16 protein-coding genes and 4 pseudogenes are annotated in these 17458 nt (G+C 53.5%); 7 read left to right on the plus strand and 13 right to left on the minus strand.

Going from position 1 to position 17458, the window contains the following annotated elements; all coding sequences use genetic code 11:
• The first annotated feature begins 171 nt into the window (after positions 1-171).
• Positions 172-450, plus strand: a complete 279-nt coding sequence (locus ACODNH_RS21400) for an SHOCT domain-containing protein (RefSeq protein ID WP_434531737.1) — start codon at positions 172-174, stop codon at positions 448-450.
• 336 nt (positions 451-786) lie between these two features.
• Here ACODNH_RS21400 and ACODNH_RS21405 read toward each other — a convergent pair.
• From ACODNH_RS21405 to ACODNH_RS21435, 7 genes and pseudogenes are all read right to left on the minus strand, one after another.
• Positions 787-1056 (minus strand): annotated as a pseudogene (locus tag ACODNH_RS21405) (hypothetical protein); the annotation flags it as partial.
• A gap of 1014 nt (positions 1057-2070) precedes the next feature.
• Positions 2071-3120, minus strand: coding sequence for a hypothetical protein (locus ACODNH_RS21410; RefSeq protein ID WP_434531738.1), 1050 nt, complete (start codon positions 3118-3120; stop codon positions 2071-2073).
• A 106-nt stretch (positions 3121-3226) separates the two neighbouring features.
• Complete coding sequence (locus ACODNH_RS21415) at positions 3227-4066, minus strand: hypothetical protein (RefSeq protein WP_434531552.1); 840 nt, start codon at positions 4064-4066, stop codon at positions 3227-3229.
• A gap of 133 nt (positions 4067-4199) precedes the next feature.
• On the minus strand, positions 4200-4442 hold the full coding sequence (locus ACODNH_RS21420) for a hypothetical protein (protein WP_434531553.1): 243 nt from the start codon (positions 4440-4442) through the stop codon (positions 4200-4202).
• Between the two features lie 885 nt (positions 4443-5327).
• The gene (locus tag ACODNH_RS21425) at positions 5328-5588 is read right to left on the minus strand and encodes a hypothetical protein (protein ID WP_434531554.1); all 261 of its coding nucleotides are present in this window, start codon (positions 5586-5588) and stop codon (positions 5328-5330) included.
• A gap of 97 nt (positions 5589-5685) precedes the next feature.
• Positions 5686-6099 (minus strand): hypothetical protein, encoded by a 414-nt coding sequence (locus tag ACODNH_RS21430; protein ID WP_434531555.1) that lies wholly within the window; start codon positions 6097-6099, stop codon positions 5686-5688.
• A 149-nt stretch (positions 6100-6248) separates the two neighbouring features.
• Positions 6249-7085: a hypothetical protein gene (locus ACODNH_RS21435; RefSeq protein ID WP_434531556.1), complete on the minus strand. Its 837-nt coding sequence runs from the start codon at positions 7083-7085 to the stop codon at positions 6249-6251.
• A 516-nt stretch (positions 7086-7601) separates the two neighbouring features.
• Between ACODNH_RS21435 and ACODNH_RS21440 the strand changes: the two genes are divergently transcribed.
• The 3 genes from ACODNH_RS21440 to ACODNH_RS21450 all read left to right on the plus strand — a co-directional run bounded on the left by ACODNH_RS21440 (position 7602) and on the right by ACODNH_RS21450 (position 10202).
• Positions 7602-8072, plus strand: a complete 471-nt coding sequence (locus ACODNH_RS21440) for a hypothetical protein (RefSeq protein WP_434531557.1) — start codon at positions 7602-7604, stop codon at positions 8070-8072.
• A 246-nt stretch (positions 8073-8318) separates the two neighbouring features.
• Complete coding sequence (locus tag ACODNH_RS21445) at positions 8319-8957, plus strand: hypothetical protein (protein WP_434531558.1); 639 nt, start codon at positions 8319-8321, stop codon at positions 8955-8957.
• Between the two features lie 993 nt (positions 8958-9950).
• Complete coding sequence (locus tag ACODNH_RS21450) at positions 9951-10202, plus strand: hypothetical protein (RefSeq protein WP_434531559.1); 252 nt, start codon at positions 9951-9953, stop codon at positions 10200-10202.
• 1426 nt (positions 10203-11628) lie between these two features.
• Here the strand turns inward: ACODNH_RS21450 and ACODNH_RS21455 are convergent.
• From ACODNH_RS21455 to ACODNH_RS21470, 4 genes and pseudogenes are all read right to left on the minus strand, one after another.
• Positions 11629-11925: a hypothetical protein gene (locus ACODNH_RS21455; RefSeq protein WP_434531560.1), complete on the minus strand. Its 297-nt coding sequence runs from the start codon at positions 11923-11925 to the stop codon at positions 11629-11631.
• A 300-nt stretch (positions 11926-12225) separates the two neighbouring features.
• Positions 12226-12378: a hypothetical protein gene (locus tag ACODNH_RS21460; RefSeq protein ID WP_434531750.1), complete on the minus strand. Its 153-nt coding sequence runs from the start codon at positions 12376-12378 to the stop codon at positions 12226-12228.
• Positions 12379-13035: 657 nt separating this feature from the next.
• Positions 13036-13365, minus strand: coding sequence for a hypothetical protein (locus tag ACODNH_RS21465; protein ID WP_434531561.1), 330 nt, complete (start codon positions 13363-13365; stop codon positions 13036-13038).
• Between the two features lie 127 nt (positions 13366-13492).
• A pseudogene (locus tag ACODNH_RS21470) lies at positions 13493-13991 on the minus strand (radical SAM domain-containing protein).
• A 173-nt stretch (positions 13992-14164) separates the two neighbouring features.
• Between ACODNH_RS21470 and ACODNH_RS21475 the strand changes: the two are divergent.
• Positions 14165-14710 (plus strand): hypothetical protein, encoded by a 546-nt coding sequence (locus ACODNH_RS21475; RefSeq protein ID WP_434531562.1) that lies wholly within the window; start codon positions 14165-14167, stop codon positions 14708-14710.
• Positions 14711-15101: 391 nt separating this feature from the next.
• Here the strand turns inward: ACODNH_RS21475 and ACODNH_RS21480 are convergent, their stop codons facing one another.
• Complete coding sequence (locus ACODNH_RS21480; RefSeq protein WP_434531563.1) at positions 15102-15302, minus strand: hypothetical protein; 201 nt, start codon at positions 15300-15302, stop codon at positions 15102-15104.
• Between the two features lie 158 nt (positions 15303-15460).
• Between ACODNH_RS21480 and ACODNH_RS21485 the strand changes: the two are divergent.
• Positions 15461-15574, plus strand: a pseudogene (locus tag ACODNH_RS21485) (helix-turn-helix domain-containing protein); the annotation flags it as partial.
• Between the two features lie 14 nt (positions 15575-15588).
• Here ACODNH_RS21485 and ACODNH_RS21490 read toward each other — a convergent pair.
• Positions 15589-16320, minus strand: a complete 732-nt coding sequence (locus ACODNH_RS21490; protein ID WP_434531564.1) for a lysostaphin resistance A-like protein — start codon at positions 16318-16320, stop codon at positions 15589-15591.
• A gap of 676 nt (positions 16321-16996) precedes the next feature.
• On the opposite strand from ACODNH_RS21490, the pseudogene ACODNH_RS21495 reads away from it, so the two are divergent.
• Positions 16997-17452: pseudogene (locus ACODNH_RS21495) on the plus strand (DUF2254 family protein); the annotation flags it as partial.
• Positions 17453-17458 lie beyond the last annotated feature (6 nt).

Genomic DNA, 17458 nt, shown 5'->3' on the forward strand with positions numbered 1-17458 from the left:
TCCGTTTCCGGGGTTATTAAGTTGTAAAATAGTAATAACGTAGGTGTGTTCGAATTGGTCCACCGATATGCCCCCCAAAGCCCCACTGGTCGAACTGCGATTGCCATTGTCGCCTGTTTGATTGGTGTCCCAGCACTCGTGTTTGGGCTCTTTGCGCTGACTGGAAGCGTCGTGTCAGGGATATTGTTCCTATTGCTCAGCACCGTCACACTCAGTGTCGCCGGACAATTGATATGGGGGGTCATTCGACAAGCGAATGCAGCCCCTGCGGATAGTCTGCAAGACGGGCAGCAGCCACACGAGTCAAGCGAAACGCCAATTGAAACGCTTCGGCGACGGTATGCAGAAGGTGAACTTGATCAAGAAGAATTTGAGCGGCGTCTTGACCACCTCATAGAGACAGAGGAACCAGAACAGCAGACAACCGAGCGCGAACGTGTCTTAGAGTGATTCTCCGTACTGATCGCAAAGTCCTGATCTGGGCTGCTATTCCAGTATCCTGACCGAGCGGAGTCCGCACCGTGCAAGCAATACCGTAATTCGTCGTTCTGTGCCTCCACCATGGTTGAGGAGTGGCTATCTCCGAACTTGGGCAGCTCTCCTTCTGTCCTGTCTTAACTGTTATACCCCTCTAAGTGTACCAGTTGTTCCAAAGTCACCCGGTGAGTGTTGCATGGCATTCCAGCCGCGACTACGCCTCCCGATTGTCCACCTAATCATCCGCTTTGGCAGGGTGTCGCCTCAGTCTGGCTCGCCGAACGCGCTTGCGCTCTTCCACGGTACGGCTCACGTCTTAACACCCCGGACAAGATCGCCCACCAGTGACCCACCGACGTGTGGCCCAACGTCCCAGCCAGGCTCGCCACGAGTATACTCGCACCACTCCGAGAGCGACTCAAACGGCGTTTCGGCTAACACAATCTTCTCGGCATCACCGTTAGCCGCCACGACAGCCACGGCGAACTCGTAGCTGTCCCAGTAATGCGCTGCACCTTCACCGTCGACACCGAGAAAGGGCGGTCGGCCCTGGGTGAGTAGTTCGCGTGCGGTACGGTCAGTGCAGAATTAGCAGACACCACCGTAGCGGGGGCGATTTCTGACTGTGGGTAGTGGCTATATGAATTACTCCGGGTGGGAACCCGTCTGTCTGCCGTATTTTCAAGGCTAGAGGCACTACGGGCGGCGACGGTTCTCGACAAGGGCGAGACCAGCAAGATGACCATGGTCGCACACCTCGGTGTCGCGCTTGACGAGCTGGGCCATGGGTCCTGCTAATTGACTTTGCGAAGGAGTGCGGACAAAGTCTGGAACACTTCGGTGGCATCCGACGGTACTCTTAGTAGAATTGAATATTTCTAAGAGCTGCCGAGGGCCCATACCTCGCGTTATTTCTCCCCCGAAAGCACTCTAACTGGGTGAGAGAAGTGAACGCCGGAATTGCAGCCCGGATTAAACGTGGAATGATACTTCAGCTTCTGTACCGCCCAAATGCTTAGGTCTGGTGTAGTAGAGAACCCGAAACGATCTCATATGTACACAGGTACGGGCGTTCACAATGGACGCCACTCCATCTGTCCGTGGTTGATGTCACGGACTCATGCGAAGCCAGTCAAGGCACTCATATCGGCCGCCACCGATGAAGTCGGTTGTTCATCCGATGGCAGAACTGGCCCGCGATTCCATTGTAACGGGTAGCTGGTCGTCTACTGAACGAGAAAACACATTTACTGTGGGACGTCGTTGCAGTGAGCAATGCCCTCCATCACGGTTGACCCTGTTGACAACCGACCTCGGGTTCCAGTCGGTGTTGGTGATGAGGAGGTTCAGTGTCATGAATGTGGGAATTATTTTTTCTGGAAGGACGGGCATTCGGAGTGCCAAAACCGTGGTACTGAGATTGACAGGCAGTGGAACATAGCAACTGGGCGTATCTCAGAGGACTCGATTCCTGAGAGCATTGAGCCGCTACTAACTGAACAGACTCACTAGCCCGATTTAGGCTCTCTGTCTAAGTTATAACACATTGTCATTTACAAGGGTGAGAGCGTACAGAGAAGACGACTCTTTCGCTCAAGTGGAGCCCTGGTTGAAACTCTCCACAATAACTGCGATTCTGTCTGTCGATGGAACGTCTCGGACGCTGTACTCGTGTGGGTGCTGCTGGTCGTGTGGATATTCATCCGGTTGCGGGATATCATATGTTTTGCTGCCTTGGAAACCGCTCAAGAACTCCCGGGTAAGCATCGGTTCTACGAACGCCAACTGTGACCCCTCTTTGTCCCCAATAAACCCCTGAATGAGTGTGTTGTCGAAGTTCATGGGGTCACCCTGCTCGTCGGGGCCATTTGGGAGTTCAGGAGCGTCTATCGGCGCTGCGTGTTCACCCATGTCTGTAATATACCGCTCATCAGCGACAGGCGGAGGTGGTCGCGTGTACCCCGCTGGAAGTTGAGCGAAGTCGAAATTTGTCTCGATTCCGCCCGGTGTTCTGGCATCGTACGGTGGAAGCTGCGGGCCCGCAATGTTGTCCACCGTTGCCGGGTCAAGCATGTGGAAGTGGATATCGAAATGTGGCTTCTCCCACGCTCCTTTGCCACCAAAATGGCCGTCTGGATTCCAGTTGAGTCCCAAGAAAGTAAATGGCGTATTGGCCGCGTCCGGGAAAGGTACAAAGAACTGAAGCGACTGTTTGAAGTGGATCGTTGCTGCTTGTCCGCCAATCCGATACTTATCAGTCTCTGCTCGGTTGTCTGATTCGCTTACATCTGTCTCGTCTGGAAGCCCTTCGAGTGCGGCGTGATCGAACTCAACTCCGTGGTACTTTGGCTCCCCCGAAGGTGTTTCACTCGTGAAAGTCCGGACCTTTCCGTTTCCGAGGGTAACGCTCCGTCCATACTCGGTGATTCCACTTGGCGGAAAGCCCTCCAAGCTATCGGTGGTATCTCCACCATCCTTCGCGTCGGACTGTCGATTAGTGGTAGTTGCTATCGGTAGACCGACACTCCCTACTATCGCAATTCCTGCAAAGGCCGACTGAAGGAGTGTTCGTCGATTCAGCGCGAATTTGGAATTGTTTGTCGACTTACCTGCTTCCTGCGTATGGTCGGAATCGTCCACAATACTGAATAATATATTTCCATTTACACTTCAACCTGTGCGCGGCTGGAATTCCGGACTGAGACGTTTTCGTTCCAGTCACTCCAGAACGACGACGCCAGCCAACAGTCTAATCCGCTGTGGACTGGTGTTGCTGAACACGCCCAGCAACGGCAGACCGGAACGCGGATAGCGAGGCGACAAACTCGCCATCCACGAACAGATCCACATATGCCTCGCGGGCCACATCCGCGACGAGCCGGTCACGTATTGTGTCGACAATCACCGAGTGTCCATCTGCCTGCAGCTCAGCGATCGTCTGTTCGATTCGCTTGTCAGTCGCATACTCCGTTGCTAAATCCACCGCTGCCTGTGGTTCGGGAGCAGTCACTGTGTTTTGCTCTCGACACCATTCGGCGGCACGCCCACCGGATTTGTCTCGGATCAGCACACCAGTGGCGTGCCCCTCTCGCCACTCTGACTCAGGGAATCCATCCTGGTCTGCATACCGAGTGAAATCAGCGTGTACAGCGGCCAGCTCCTTTTCTATGGCTGGGAGCGTCGGCAGCCCCAACCGCTTGAATACGCCAGCCGCCGCATCCGGCGAGAGAAACTGGTCCTTACGATCGGACCAGATGTCGACACCGACGAACGCCGGGACTGTGTGCCAGTCGTACTCGACCCCCTTATTTCGGGTGGCAATCCCGCAAAACGTCACATCACCCGGGTCGTCCGTCGCCGCTGCCAGTGCGTCACGGTCCAGTCGCTCGTTGATTAGTTCGGCTGCCAGACGGAACTGCGGTGGGACAGTGGCGGGTGTGTCGAAAGATTGCTGGGCTGTAGCGAACGTGACCAGCCCCGATGCAGCCACCTGAAATCGGAACTTCCCACCGGTCGGGAGTTCTTGCACCCAGACGTGTCCAGAGAACTCAACCTCGTCAAGCGCGGGCGTCTCGGGACACTGCTTCACGTTGCAACCCACACAGGCTACGATAGTAAAGGAGGTGGGCTACTCCGATGCAATTGGACGCCCTGCGGTTCTCCGCGTTCAGTGGTGGTCTCCCATAGGACCGTCCGTGAGGTCGGCCAGAGGGCAGTACTGCTCAACTCTGGAATTTCACCAGTGAGCGGTTCTCTCCGCTCGCAACTGTCTCATCAAGACGCACGTAGCGATACATGTTGAGTGGATCGTTGAGGCTCGCCTCGACAACCTGCTTCTGACTGTCGGCTAACTCCGCAACTGGAACGAGGGTCAGTGGATGCTGCGCCAGGAAGTATCCGCTCGCCATGCCATTGAGCGTGACCGTCAATACTGACCCCGATTCCAGTATCGTTGATTCGGACACTGAGCGAGCAGCCTGATATCGAAGCATATGCGATCGGCAATCAGACTTCAGCTGGGATGTGAACGCTCAAACGTACTTTTGAGCGTTCGTTGTTTGTTTAACACTTCCTGCTCATGATTAGCTACGAGCCATGAATCTGCTTCAACTACTCTATCCCTATGTCTTAGCTGCGATGAACCTGGGTATCGGCTGGCTGTCCGTTGCAGTCCTTGAGTTTCAGCTCGGTGTTCTCTTCGTTGGGATCGGCGTACTCGTCTTCGGCGCCGTTGTCGGACGAACGGTGGAGCGATTCGCGTGCCGGCCGTCACTGCGCCGACTGGTTGCCTGCTGTCCCAAGTTCTGGACGTAGCACCCGCCAGAGGATACGTGGACGGAGGAGACCGGTGGCCGGGCGCTCCAACCGAAAGACCCGCAGAAACGCCTCAGTCAATTCCCCGTCGTCATGCTTGTAGCTAATAAAATTACAGCCATCCCGTACGGTGAGTAGTTTGCGTGCGGTACGGTCAGTACAGGATGTGGGCATAGCAGTAGTTCAAGCCAGATGTGTCTGTAGTGAACTACTCAGTTGTGTACAAAACCGACAGAAAAACTATAACAGCGTTGGGTGAACGATATCCAATCTCAGATGAGATTGCTTTTCCAGTATGGAGGAATCGGCTCGGGGAGTTTTAGCGAGTTTCTTGTGGCTATCATCGCGTTAGTTGGAATTCCAATCGCTATCTTCGTTGCAGGTCGAATATTCGAGGAATTCTTTTGAACAGTTCGCTCGCTTACTGAGCAGTTGTTTCAGGGAAGGACCCGAGGAATAAATGGCAGTCAGAGAGCGGAGTGGGAACTGGCTAACCAACAGGTGCTGGCGATTCGCATCGTTTGTTGGTTAGCGCTCTATTCAACCGACACTGTCGCTGCCACGTGCTGATACTCTGATTGCGACGGCGTCGGCTGCAATGTCAACTCTGCCAGCGCCAGCTCCCGAAGTACCTCCGGCGGAGCACCCTCCGAACCACGTAACACAGCATCCAACGTCCATTCACCGTACTGACTCGCACTCGGTGCAAGCACATCCACGGACTCAGTAGACACTCCGTCTCGAATCGCTCTCGCAACTCGACGAACCCGCCGCCGTTCTTCCACGGTACAGCTCACGCTTCAACTCCCACACGAGATCGCCGATGAGCGACCCACAGACATGGGGTCGATTCTATGACACGTTCTTATTTATTAGGACGAGTCTATAATTGGCTCACTCTAATTCGGTTATTTTTATCTTTCCGCCCCGGAGTTCGATAACCACATTTGGACCGTGTTCTAAGTCATATTCTCCAATTACCAACGTTTGCGAAACTTCGTTACCACCTGAGCGAGAGACTGTTAACTCGTATTTTCCCTCCTCAGTGATTTGAAGTGGGATATTTCTTGTTTGGTCACCTCCCACCTCATAGTCTCCCTGTATTATAATTGAATCTCGACCTTCCACTTTGAGGGATAGGCTCACTTCATTTTCTGTCCGGTTTCGGATTTCAAGATACTGCTGTTGAGATTTTTGGGATTCACCGGGTATTTCTGACGGTGTGCTTGTATTGTCTGATGAAGAAGAACAGCCTGCCAAATAAAGACAGGGGGAAGACAATAGTATTAAAAAATCTCTTCGGAACATTAGTTTAGATGTGCTATTCCTATCATAAGTGCTTTCTCGAACATATGTTCCGCAGTGGAATTTCTTGGTGAGCACGAGGCTACTACAGAGGGCATAGGCAGCACACGTCGAAGAAATTAGAAAACAGGAACGATCAGCGTTCAGTCCGATCAACGTGCCTTGTCAAACGGCGGCTTGCGAATCGTGAGTTCACCTGCAGGGTCGACGATAATCGATGTCTTGTTTCGGCCATAGTCTTCGTCCTTCATGACTGTCCATTGCGTCGATGCACTGGATCCGTTCGCAAGATCAGCAGTAATTCGATACTCACCCCGTCGGTATGTAACACTATCCTGCAAGATACCCGAAGTAGGGGCGAGAGTGTATTCAGTGGAAAATGCCTCAGCAGGAGTGAGCCCACCGAGAAAATCCACTGTCACCGATAGTTCCTGGGCCTTTGTATCCATATTATACACTCGATAGCCTGCCGATGAGCCCTCACCGGGTTGTTCGACATTCTCACCCGGTTCCTCGGCCGAAAACACATCTTTGTAATTCCAGTGTCGACTGTCGAGGCGTTCAATTCGAACAGTCAGCCCGTCGCCCACGAAGTAAACCGCCGTGCGTTGCCCGTGGTCGGCATGAACTTCGTCGGCGTAATTAGCGTACCCAGTACACGCTGCGAGGGCGTAGTGACCGCCACGAGTGCCAGTATCGTACACACCCGTACAATCAACCGAGACGGTCTCTGCATCGGATTCGTGGAGCGAGTTGTACACTCTCGCATATTCGAACTCTCGAACGTACGAAGAGATGGTTTCAGGACTCAGGCTGTCGGGGCGGTCAGGATACGACTTCGGACCATCTGGAGTTTCGCCAAAGGTTCCGGAGTCGTCATATGAAGCGGGAGTTCTAGCATTTTTATCGGTGGTTGGGGAGGCACATCCCGCAAGATACGTGCTGAACGTGACGAGTCCTGTCTGGAGTACCGTTCGCCGGGAGGGCACAGTGGTTCGGTAAAATTCGGTTCCGGTGATAAGTTTTCTGTCGGTGAATACACGCCACCTGTCCAGTACGCATATACACTGAGCCGGTATTTCTGGTAAGGTCGTGAGCAGCAAACGACGGTCAGAAAGCGGATTGGGAGTTGGCTAACCAACAATCGCAGATGTTACCCTTCCTTCGTTGGTTAGCATGAGGAAATCTAATTGCTGGAGCAGATTGACGAGTGATGGCTGTCTCCGTGAAGCTCAGCCCGAATTTGAGTACCCTGCTAAGAGCGACGTTAGCGAAGCCAGCGACTGCCAGAGCGTAGCCGATGGTACCCGCTGTCGAGGGCTGCAAGAGAGCGATTTGGAAGCCGAACGCATCTGCGCTAATCGGCAGCAGGAGCGTCGTCATGCCTGCAAGAGCAACGATGCCACAAAGAATATACACACTTGCACGGGACATGAAACCGTCACCTCGCTTGAGGAATTCGATACTAACACTACCTCCCTGATCCGTTTCAGATAGTCTCTAAGATGGGCACACCAGCAGGATTTCGATTCAGTGGCCGCGCGCTCATTATAATTGCAGTAGCAGCGTTCTTCATAGCTGGCCTATTCTTGTTCGTTGCCCCCGATACGGGAACCCAAGTTCTCGTCACGGAGGTGGATGAATCGGATATCTCTCCCGACGACGAGGTACTCAAGTACAGTAACCTTTCAAAGGGGGGCCAAGAGTTGTTCGACCAAGGACTTCGTGCTGATGAATTTATCCGGGTGTATCAGTCACCGCCAGATTTCGAGTATCCAACTGGAGACACATCGGCCACTGCCCTTGTGGAAAAAAACGGGACGGTATACAGTATAATCACCGCCTCAAGATGCAAGATCTGTGGCCTCGTGGATGCACTCGGCTACGGGGTTGGGCTCGCCGGGATCGTCCTGTTAGTGCTCGGAGTGTATCGCTTGGTGAATGGGGAAGCCGACCCAACGGCTGACAACCGGTAGTGTATCCTTTTGACGCTTTAGTTTCAACCCGCAAATAGATCTCGGCCACGGCCAACGTATGACATTTGTGGCCTTTGAGTTACAATCACTGTACTGACCAGTAACTGTGACTGAGAGCTGCTGTGCTGCCTATCGTCCACGCACCAGACTACAGCAATAGCATTCGACCGACACTGAAGCGAACACGATACCTACATATTGATCCGTTCGGACCAGCGGGTATGAGCGAGTGGGTCGTCGACGCTCGTGGGGGGCGTCTGCCACCAGTGCGACAGCGAGTACCAGCGCCTTGCACAGCACTGGTCGCGGAGCAAGCGCTGTTCGTTCCGTGACCTGAGCGATGCCCAGCACGAGGCGATTCGTGGCTGTCTGGTGGGTGACGGGAATCTCGATAACCCGAACGACGGGCCGCCAGCGCTGCGACTGTCCTCGATGCGGCGGACTCACCTCACATGGATTCGTGACCAGCTTGGCTGGCTTGCCTGCGGGATTACTCGCGACGACGCTGATGCCTACCGACTCCGGACACTCTCACATCCAGCCCTCGGGCGGTACTGGACATGGATGGACAGCCCGCCGTCGGACTGGACGCTAACGAAACCGAGTGCACGCATCTGGTATGCCTGTGACGGTGGGCTAGTGTGGCCGGGGAGTTCAACGCAGCCACGGGCTACCTGGACGATCACCGACGACGGGAAGCGACAGGCGTGCGACCAGGCGCTTGCTGAGCAGGGCTACGAAGTTATGGTGTGGGATCGGGGGTTGGCATTGCCCTTCGCGGAGACCGAGCGGTTTCTGCAGTGGCTTGGAGACCCGACGCCCGGCAGTGCGTACAAGTGGGCGTTGGAACGCGAGGAGTACGAGCGGCGGCGTGAGGCAGTGTAGGGATGGAATGTTGCGTAACTTATATCACTGGATAGGCAGTATATACAAATGTTCCAAGCATCTGCGGGGAGGTGACTTTCACTTCCCTGTGTACCAGATTTCTGAGCCGCGGCACTGTCACCAATAACGCTTTACGGCGGGCTGTGTTTCAATAAACTGGTGATGTTATGTCACCAACCCCGCAAGATGCTTGGAACGCTCTTCGCGGGCTGCAGCGCAGTAAAGATGGCAATGTGGGCTGTGACGACAGCCCTGACGGCATTGTCCATCGCGGTTCGCGTCTTGCAGCTTAAGCGCGAGTAGTCCGTGAGGACCTCGCTACGGCGAACGGGGCAGGGGTGACGTACCCCTGCCCTGGGAAGAGAGCAAGCGTTGGGACGATTCAGTTGCGGCCCATCTTGCGGGGGTTTTAATCGCCGTTTCATACCCTGACTCAATAGTGACGATTGTGGCGGTTGCGTTCTCCTAGGCAGGCAATGTGTTACTCTCGTCGTCGCTGGAGTTGCACGTGCTGGTTCGGTAGTGCGGGGTTATTACATACTGTCTTCATCGCGGGAGTGTGTGAAGTGGGTGTAAAGTAAGTATGCTTACTCAACAGATTTCCCTGACTCGGGGGTAGTTCTCTCACGTAGGGCTTCGGTCTTTCCCCTGTAATAGAGCCAGAATAGAACGAGTAGCGTCAGAGGGAACAATACAATAGCGATGATGGCAAGAGGCGGAAAGAGGAGGAATAGAACAAATGTGTTCCATGAAACGATAGTGTCACGGGGCATAAATGAACTTCCGGTCAAGGGATTATCTGTCTTGTGGACCTCACAAAAGTGAGTTTACGCACCCTCCCTGTACTGACCAAGATCAGTGGGGAGGTGGCCAATTATCACGGCCTCTGACTAACCAACATCTCCCGCTCTCATCACCGCACGTTGGTTAGCGAATCCCCACTCCGGAAGTACAAGCCCATTTTAATAGCCAGTCTCACGTATTCGGTTGTATATGGCCGCAACAGAGGCCCAGACGGTCGAACTGCATGATGGGACTGAACTCGCCGTCCAGTACCTTGGTGCAACCGGCGACGACACTGCGGAGTTCGAAGTCGAACCCAAGGCCGAGGACGATACGCGCCGGTGGCGGCTCGAAATCCAACGCACTGGCGGCTACGAGGTCGTTGCGGCGTGGGAGCACGGCGTTGCAGCTGATCTCGACGCCCCAGACTGGGTGCACGAACTCGTCGACCGGGCGGTCTAAGCCGACTGTTCGAAATCGCTTATCCGAAAATACGCTCTGGCCAGTCGTTGCCAATGTGGGTTCTTTGTACAGTCGTAGTGATGAAACGCCTGTTTAGTAGGTCTGCGTATTTATCGGTATTATTATTTGACATGACAAAGTGGTTTTTTAATATGCGAGCAGCTCGATTCGTAACGGTTTGTTTCATATACAGTGGTTTGGTTTTACTGGCGGGGGTCGTCACAACTTATCGCATTTCATTCGATTTAGCAAATCTCTCTCAATTTGGATCTGGTCTATTGATTTTAGCCCTCGGACTTGTTCGACTGTGGAAGGCTGAAGTGGAGGATCAATATCCAGCAGAGTACGGACTTTACGCGTATGGGATGGCAGCTCTTTCAGTGGTCCTCACGGCCATTTTTCTCGGACCGGTCCTGCTGTTGTGAAGGACGATTTGTTCGAAGTCACTTGCCAGAACGAATTGGGCTATGATCTGTCTGTACTGATCGAATAACGGTCTCTAACTAACCAACAGTTGACCGCTGTTGCCACCGCGTGTTGGTTAGCGACCCCTCACTCCGGAAGTCCAAGGGGGGTTTACGTACCAGTCGCTCGTCAGCTATGAATACACACTCGCCCCGTCGTGGGACCTGCCTCTAACAGGCCTCGGCGCGGGGTCGCGGTCAGTCAGCGGATGGAATTTGAAACCACCGCAACCCATGCAAAGTACGCACGCAACTCAGCAAAAAAGTAGAGGTATCGCTGTCTCGTTCAGGCCGTTGCCACGACGTGCTGGTGTTCGGCCTGGGTGGGCGTCGCCTGCACCGTTAGGTCCGCAAGCGCCAGCACCCGAAGCACTTCCGGCGGGACGCCGTCGATGTCTCATGATTCGGCGTCGAGAAACTGCGGGTACTGAAGCAATCGCTTGTGGTGGGTCAGTACAGTTAATTGACTGCTCAGAGTCCGTCAGCGTCTTTCAGCAACTGAAGTAGCAGACCAAGAGTCAGAGTCATCACGACAAAGACTGTGAGAATTATAATTAGCGTCCCCAGCCCAATCATATGTGAGTTCGAGTGGTCTGTGATAAGAGGCTACCGCCATGGCCTCCCTCTACTCAGTATAGTGACTCATGTATCGGCTAACCTGATGACTCGCTTAGAATCTGTCAGTAGCGGCGTAACCGATACAAAGGTGTATGCAGCATGGCGAGCGCGTTCTATTTGCCGGGGTATGACTGGAGTGGCTGTTCACTAACAGGTTAGACGTAGTCTCCTCAATTTCTAATTAAGCGCTGTACGTGCAGCGGTGTGGTTACAGACTGTCGAATTCTGTCAGAAACCGTGTGACTGACAGGGCAGATTCATCCCGTAAATCGTTACCAGTCGTGGCGGTTTCTCTTCATGAACAGACCCGGTCGGCAGCAGTGAGTTCGAATTGACCACCGCTCTTAATTAATGAGGAGTTCGGGTGTGACGACTAAAATTACGAGCATGCTCACCAGCACGACGAGTGCCGTGAGCCGCAAGACGCCAGCTGCCCGTCGTCGAGGTTTCGGCAGGGACTCGGCAATACCGGAGAGGGCCATCCCGGCGCTCAGAAACAGTCCAGCATAGAACGGTGTCGCCTCTTCTACAATGACGTAGTACCCTTGCTGCCCGGCCAGCAGCAGTGCGCCACAGAGGTAAACCAATGCAAGACCTCTGGATGGTTCGCCGAACACGGTTTCATCGATGATGGAGGGCATCAAGCGTGTCGTCTCCCGCAACGTTGAAATGTTGCGGGGATTCACGTACCCGCCACTAAGACGAGTACGGTTTGATCGTGGAACGGTGCTGATGGCAATGACTGACTCGCGTTTTATATTCAGCAAGCCGGTATGAACAGCAACACAATCGGGTAGAATCTACAGCGATACATCCACAGACACACCGGGCGGGCATTTCTGGTGAGATTGTGAGAAACAACCGACGGGCAGAAGCCAATCGGTTCTCGGCGAACCAACGGCCTTGGGCATCGGTCAGCCATTGTTGGTTAGCGCTTTTCGCTACACAGTCGCTGCCACGTGCTCATACCCCGCCTGCGACGGCGTCGGCTGCATCGTCAACTCAGCAAGTGCCAGCTCACGAAGCACTTTTGACGGAACGCCTTCTGTGTCTCGAAGCACAGCGTCGATCGCCGGGACAGTGACTATGGACATTGTGGAGTTTAGCTAAGGATTATTTATCAATCGCTACGGTGGCGTCCCCATAATCCACTGATAACAAGTATAGCTCCTCCGACTCCGCTGAGAGAGCCGGCTCCGACAGATACCGGGTTCATCGCAATGACAACCTCAACCCGAAGGATTGACTCGTTATAGCTGACAAAGTACGAATTCACGATATCGTTTCGATAATTGAACTGTGTCCCACTATCGGATGCTCCACGGTCTGTGTAGGTCAATTGCGATGACTGGCTGGCACGTGTGATGGCCGTCTGTTCTGGTGCTGAGAGGTTTGAGAATGCGATAGGGTCAATTTCGGACGCAGAATATGACTCCACCGCAGTTGCCATTGCCTCTCTATTCGGTTCCTGTGCAACTATCGAGGTAGTGTATGCTGGATAGCCCACATAAACTAATCCAGCACCTGCTATCAGGAAGATGACGCCAATGTACAGAATTACCTGAGATCGCTCTAATCGAGGGCCGCTCATACAGTGTCAAATCACCCACTGCTTTATTTATTATTTCTGTGTCATAGCTCAGCTTCTGCTTGCGCTAAATGCAACTCGCTGGTTGACGGGCGAAGAAATTGAGATTGTAGAAGAGGCGGTTGAGAAGTAGTCGTTTAGGACTTTGAACCGTGTTCTTCAGCTACGGTCGCTTGTCGTTCCACTCAGGCGGCTGACCGTGCTTCTCGACATGCCGGTCGTAGTGTTCTCGTTCCACCTTTGCCTTGCTTTTCAGGAATCCCACTGTCTTGTAACGGTACTTATTGGGCTTTCGCTCCCGATGGTGCGTCAGGAGTCGCTCCTGCAGATCCGAAGAGCTTCCCACGTACTTTACCTCCCCAAATGAAATCAGCTCGTAGACGCCTTTCTTACTGGGAACGTTCTGCTTGATATTCGCCTCTGTTGCCTTGCTTGGTTTCTTGCTAATTGGCATTGGTTTCACTGTCTCCGCCTGTTTTTCGATGGGAGACATTTTGTACAAACAGGTGATCGGAAATAAACACTCGCCCAGCGAGGTGAAAGTAAAAATCGAGTATCCGACTGGTGTCTGGCATACTGTTTAGAGAACTGAGTTAGTTGCTTCTCGGCTAAATGAATCTCTAAATCTGTTCAGATTCTTCTGCTAACACTACCCGAGTAGATGGTTCCCGATAATCCTGTCCAGAGAACGATTCCGGTGACACAGCCTGTTTCATCGCTTTCAGCTTCGACCGAAGTTGGCCGCTTGTCGAGCGCACCAGCTCATCGTCGGGCCAGGAATGTACGTCGAGCCCGTCGAAGCGCGTCGCGACCTGCTGGACCGTAGTTAGTTGCTCAAGCGCGATTCAACCCAGTACTGGTGGCTGTCCTGCATCTGCTAGAGTTCGGTGACAACGTCATCGTACTCGGCTTCTTTGGCGGCGGTGAGACACTGCTGGAAGTTCGCGCCACGGGGATTGATTGGCTCGTGGAAGACGACAACCTCACCGAGCGCTCTGAAGTAGCTGAGTAGCTCGTGAAAGTCGTCTTCGTCCATCGTCGGGTATGTGGGTGACATCGCGACGAACACCGACACACCGGCCTGCTGGAGCGTATCCACGCCTACCAGCGAGTCGCCAACAGAATATCGGACTTTGCACGAAAACTACTCGCTCACAAGCCGGTGTAACCTCCGACCGACCACGCCAGACCCGCTACTCAACACAGCACTATTTACAATAATTGTTTTGGGAATATCGGCAAGAACTGTCCCGGTTCCAAGGCCTATCGCGGAACAGCGGCAGGTCGGAGACATGCGATTCGAAGCCCTCCTGCTGGCGGTCCTCCTGATACTGGCCGGCTGTAGCGGATTCACCGATGGGACGCCGACTCTGACACCCGACGGGACGGAAGAAAGGCCGGTCCGGTACGGAGTCGCGGTCCAGAGCGACTACGCCGACGAGCGGACGTTCAGTATCCGCGTCCGGGCCGACGAGACAACACTGCTGAACCGCTCCAAGCGGCTCGCAGCCGGCCAGCGGTGGCACGTCGTCAATCTGAGTTCCGAGAACTACGGCGAACAGGAGTACGAACTCCAGCTCCTCGTCGACGGTGAGGTCCGTTCGAGGTCCACGTTCAGCTTCCAGGAGTCAGGGAACGTTGAGCGACGGAGTGGCGCCACGCTGCTGGTACAGGGACCGTCGTCCGGTGAGACCCACACCTGCGGTGGAAACGTCACCTGCTATCGGTACGAAATTAAGGGGGAGTTCAAAAAAGAGCGAATGATGACGTTGTTCGATGATTCGGACGCTGTCGTCCCCTGGTCAGAACGAGATGAACTCCTTGAGGCCGTGAAGTGACTAACGGAACGTAGCTAGCATATATAGTAAAGCGGTCAGTGCAGGCGGTTCATGACTCAGCCATGTCGCCGATAGCCCCAGCCATGCCAAGAAGCATGAGTCCATACCCAGCAAGTCCAGCGGGGATTGACGCTTGGAGAAGCAGAGACCCAGTAAATGCGCCAAGACCTCCGATAATACCCCCTCGCTTCCTCGATGACCGGGTGGACTTGCCACGAGACAGAGCAAGCCACTGTTGTTTGTGTGCCAAAATCATCGACGTTACTGCACCGTAGAGTGGAAGAAGCGAGACCATGATCAGGTGGTCCGATGTGGCGAACTCTGCTGCAAGAACTGTGATTACTACTCCAACAGTTAGTGAAATGGTGTATCGGAGGGCGGGACGAATAGACTAAATTACAACTACCAGAAATAAGTACGGCACGAAATCTGAACACAAAATTCGCACGCTTACCGAGCAGTCGAAGCGGTCAGAGAGTTCCTGTTGGGTGTATTGCCGGCCGGGGTTGGCGTAGAGCAACTCAGCGGTGCCGAAGAAGGTCTCTGTCTTCGCTTCGAATTCCGCCCCGAACTCCGACGGCGCCTGCGCCATGCCGCCCCGTTGGATAATTGGACAAATAAAGGGATGAACTATGCGTTGGCGACGATACTGGGGTTCCTTGATTGCTGTCGACCCCCAGTAGCGGTTCTATATCCCTGAGCGTTGCCGAATAGAATCGGCGTGTTTTCGACTACTGGTATTACAGCAACTCCAGAGAGGCTATCCACAAGACTATTGCCGAGGAGGTTGGTGTCGCTCCTACAACTGTTTGGTCTCATCTCCGGACAATCGTAGCACGAGTGTTTGAAGCGCTAGTACGATAATTATCCTATTCACCTCAGCCAGCCAGTAGTGGCAAGGCGGTAGTGAGCGAAACGAAAATCCCGTGAACAAGCGCTGGAACGACGATATTATCTGTTTTGGCATAGATCCAACCCGCAATCATGCCGAAGCCACCTTGGGCGATATAGAAGAGTAGGTCACCGAGAGCAAGGGCGGCGGGGTCAGCATGAGACATTCCAAAGAGTATACCACCAGCAGCGATAGCTGGCCAGAGACCGATAACGTCTTCCAGTGACCGTTGGATGATACCATGGAAAATCACCTCCTCGGCTGGGCCGACAAGCACTAACAACGTCACTACCCGGGCGATTCGGACACGCTCTGGAAGTGTTAGTAGCATCGTGCGCTCCAGTCCAAGGACATTCTGAATCAGAACGAGAGAACCGACCAGCCAGACGAACGCCAGCACGACGCCCAGAAGAATATACGCCCACTCCCATTTCCTTGGACGGCGCACACCCATCCATTCGAGCGGCGATGAAATATCGAACACCCGCACGGCTAGCAGTGTGAGCCCGACAGCGAGGAATCCACGGAGGAGTTGGGCGCTCACGTCACGGACGACTGGGAACTCGCCAAGCAGGAGCGGTCCTGCCCTCGGGGAGTGACCGAGTAAGATGGCAACGAACTCCAGATATATCCACACGGTAACGGTTATAATTACGGCCACGCCAAGACGGGAGCTGACAGTGCCACGGTTTTTTCGAGTGGACTGTGTGGTACTCATTTCGTCGATTACTATCCACACAACTGACAAAACAGGAGCCGCAGCACTTCTGGGGGAGAAGCCAGACCGAATATTTAACAAGCACTATTGTGAGGACAGTAATACCGAGTACCGGGCAGGCGGGATGAATCGACTCAAACCGTGCACAGAGTCTCTATTCTTGAAATGTTGCGTGGATGTTTATTGAATACGTGTTTGGAGTAAGACACAATGCACCTCAAACTGTCACAGGATGAATCTCAATGGTGTGTATAATAATGCAGTTGTACGATGCGGTAAAACACCTCCTCTTTCTGCTCCCATTTCACCCGTAAGTTCACACACCTACCGAGCAATAAATGACGGTCAGAAAACGGAGTGGGAGAAGTGGCTAACCAGCACTCATGGCATCACCCACCATCTGTTGGTTAGCGCTTTATCCACCAATACCGTCGCTGCCACGTGCTGGTACTCTGCTTGCGACGGCGTCGGCTGCAACGTCACCTCATTGAGGACGAACCGGCTAAAATTGTATTCGTGGGCGTAAGTACGATTCAGCACCTCATACGCGTCGTTGGAAATCTTCTTACAACCAACACCGAATTCAGTTTAGGACCTTGGAGCGGAGAAAATCTCACAGCACTTCTCATCGAATACGTCAAAAGAGACTAACAGTTGGCTCAATTCAGTCATGGGTATGATTCGTGAGTCTGTCCGACGAGGGGTGGGTGCTTTTGTCCTATTCTTGTGTATATTTGTTGCTGCAGTCATATTTAGTTACGATCCTCAATCGACAGGCCAGTCAGTGCTGAGTACACTCGCTCGAGCCCAGACTGGGATCTTTGCAATCGTGTTCTCTGTAGTTGTATTGGGAGTGCAGTTATCCACATCTCAGTACGCCCCACGACTAGCAACAAATTTCACATCTGACCCAGCATATCGATTGACTGTCGGTATTTTCGGTGGGTCAATCGGGCTGAATATATTGGGACTATTCATCTTTGAGGAACTATCACCAACAGCGCAGACTGCCATACTCTCGCTCTCAATTGCTGTAGCGGTCGGGGCGTTCTTGACACTATATCGCTTCGTGAGCGATACACTGGAAAAGACAACCCCAGAGGGCATTTTGCGAGATCTCAAGAACCGAATGACTCCG

The sequence above is a fragment of the Haloarcula sp. NS06 genome (genome assembly GCF_051122755.1).
In the GTDB taxonomy this organism is placed as follows: domain Archaea; phylum Halobacteriota; class Halobacteria; order Halobacteriales; family Haloarculaceae; genus Haloarcula.

What these genes read in the sequence shown, in the direction of transcription:
- ACODNH_RS21430 (WP_434531555.1), bottom strand. Translation starts at nt 6,099, where the DNA reads ATGTTCCGAAGAGATTTTTTAATACTATTGTCTTCCCCCTGTCTTTAT.
- ACODNH_RS21440 (WP_434531557.1), top strand. Translation starts at nt 7,602, where the DNA reads ATGGGCACACCAGCAGGATTTCGATTCAGTGGCCGCGCGCTCATTATA.
- ACODNH_RS21450 (WP_434531559.1), top strand. Translation starts at nt 9,951, where the DNA reads ATGGCCGCAACAGAGGCCCAGACGGTCGAACTGCATGATGGGACTGAA.
- ACODNH_RS21455 (WP_434531560.1), bottom strand. Translation starts at nt 11,925, where the DNA reads ATGCCCTCCATCATCGATGAAACCGTGTTCGGCGAACCATCCAGAGGT.
- ACODNH_RS21460 (WP_434531750.1), bottom strand. Translation starts at nt 12,378, where the DNA reads ATGTCCATAGTCACTGTCCCGGCGATCGACGCTGTGCTTCGAGACACA.
- ACODNH_RS21465 (WP_434531561.1), bottom strand. Translation starts at nt 13,365, where the DNA reads ATGTCTCCCATCGAAAAACAGGCGGAGACAGTGAAACCAATGCCAATT.
- ACODNH_RS21475 (WP_434531562.1), top strand. Translation starts at nt 14,165, where the DNA reads ATGCGATTCGAAGCCCTCCTGCTGGCGGTCCTCCTGATACTGGCCGGC.
- ACODNH_RS21480 (WP_434531563.1), bottom strand. Translation starts at nt 15,302, where the DNA reads ATGGCGCAGGCGCCGTCGGAGTTCGGGGCGGAATTCGAAGCGAAGACA.
- ACODNH_RS21490 (WP_434531564.1), bottom strand. Translation starts at nt 16,320, where the DNA reads ATGAGTACCACACAGTCCACTCGAAAAAACCGTGGCACTGTCAGCTCC.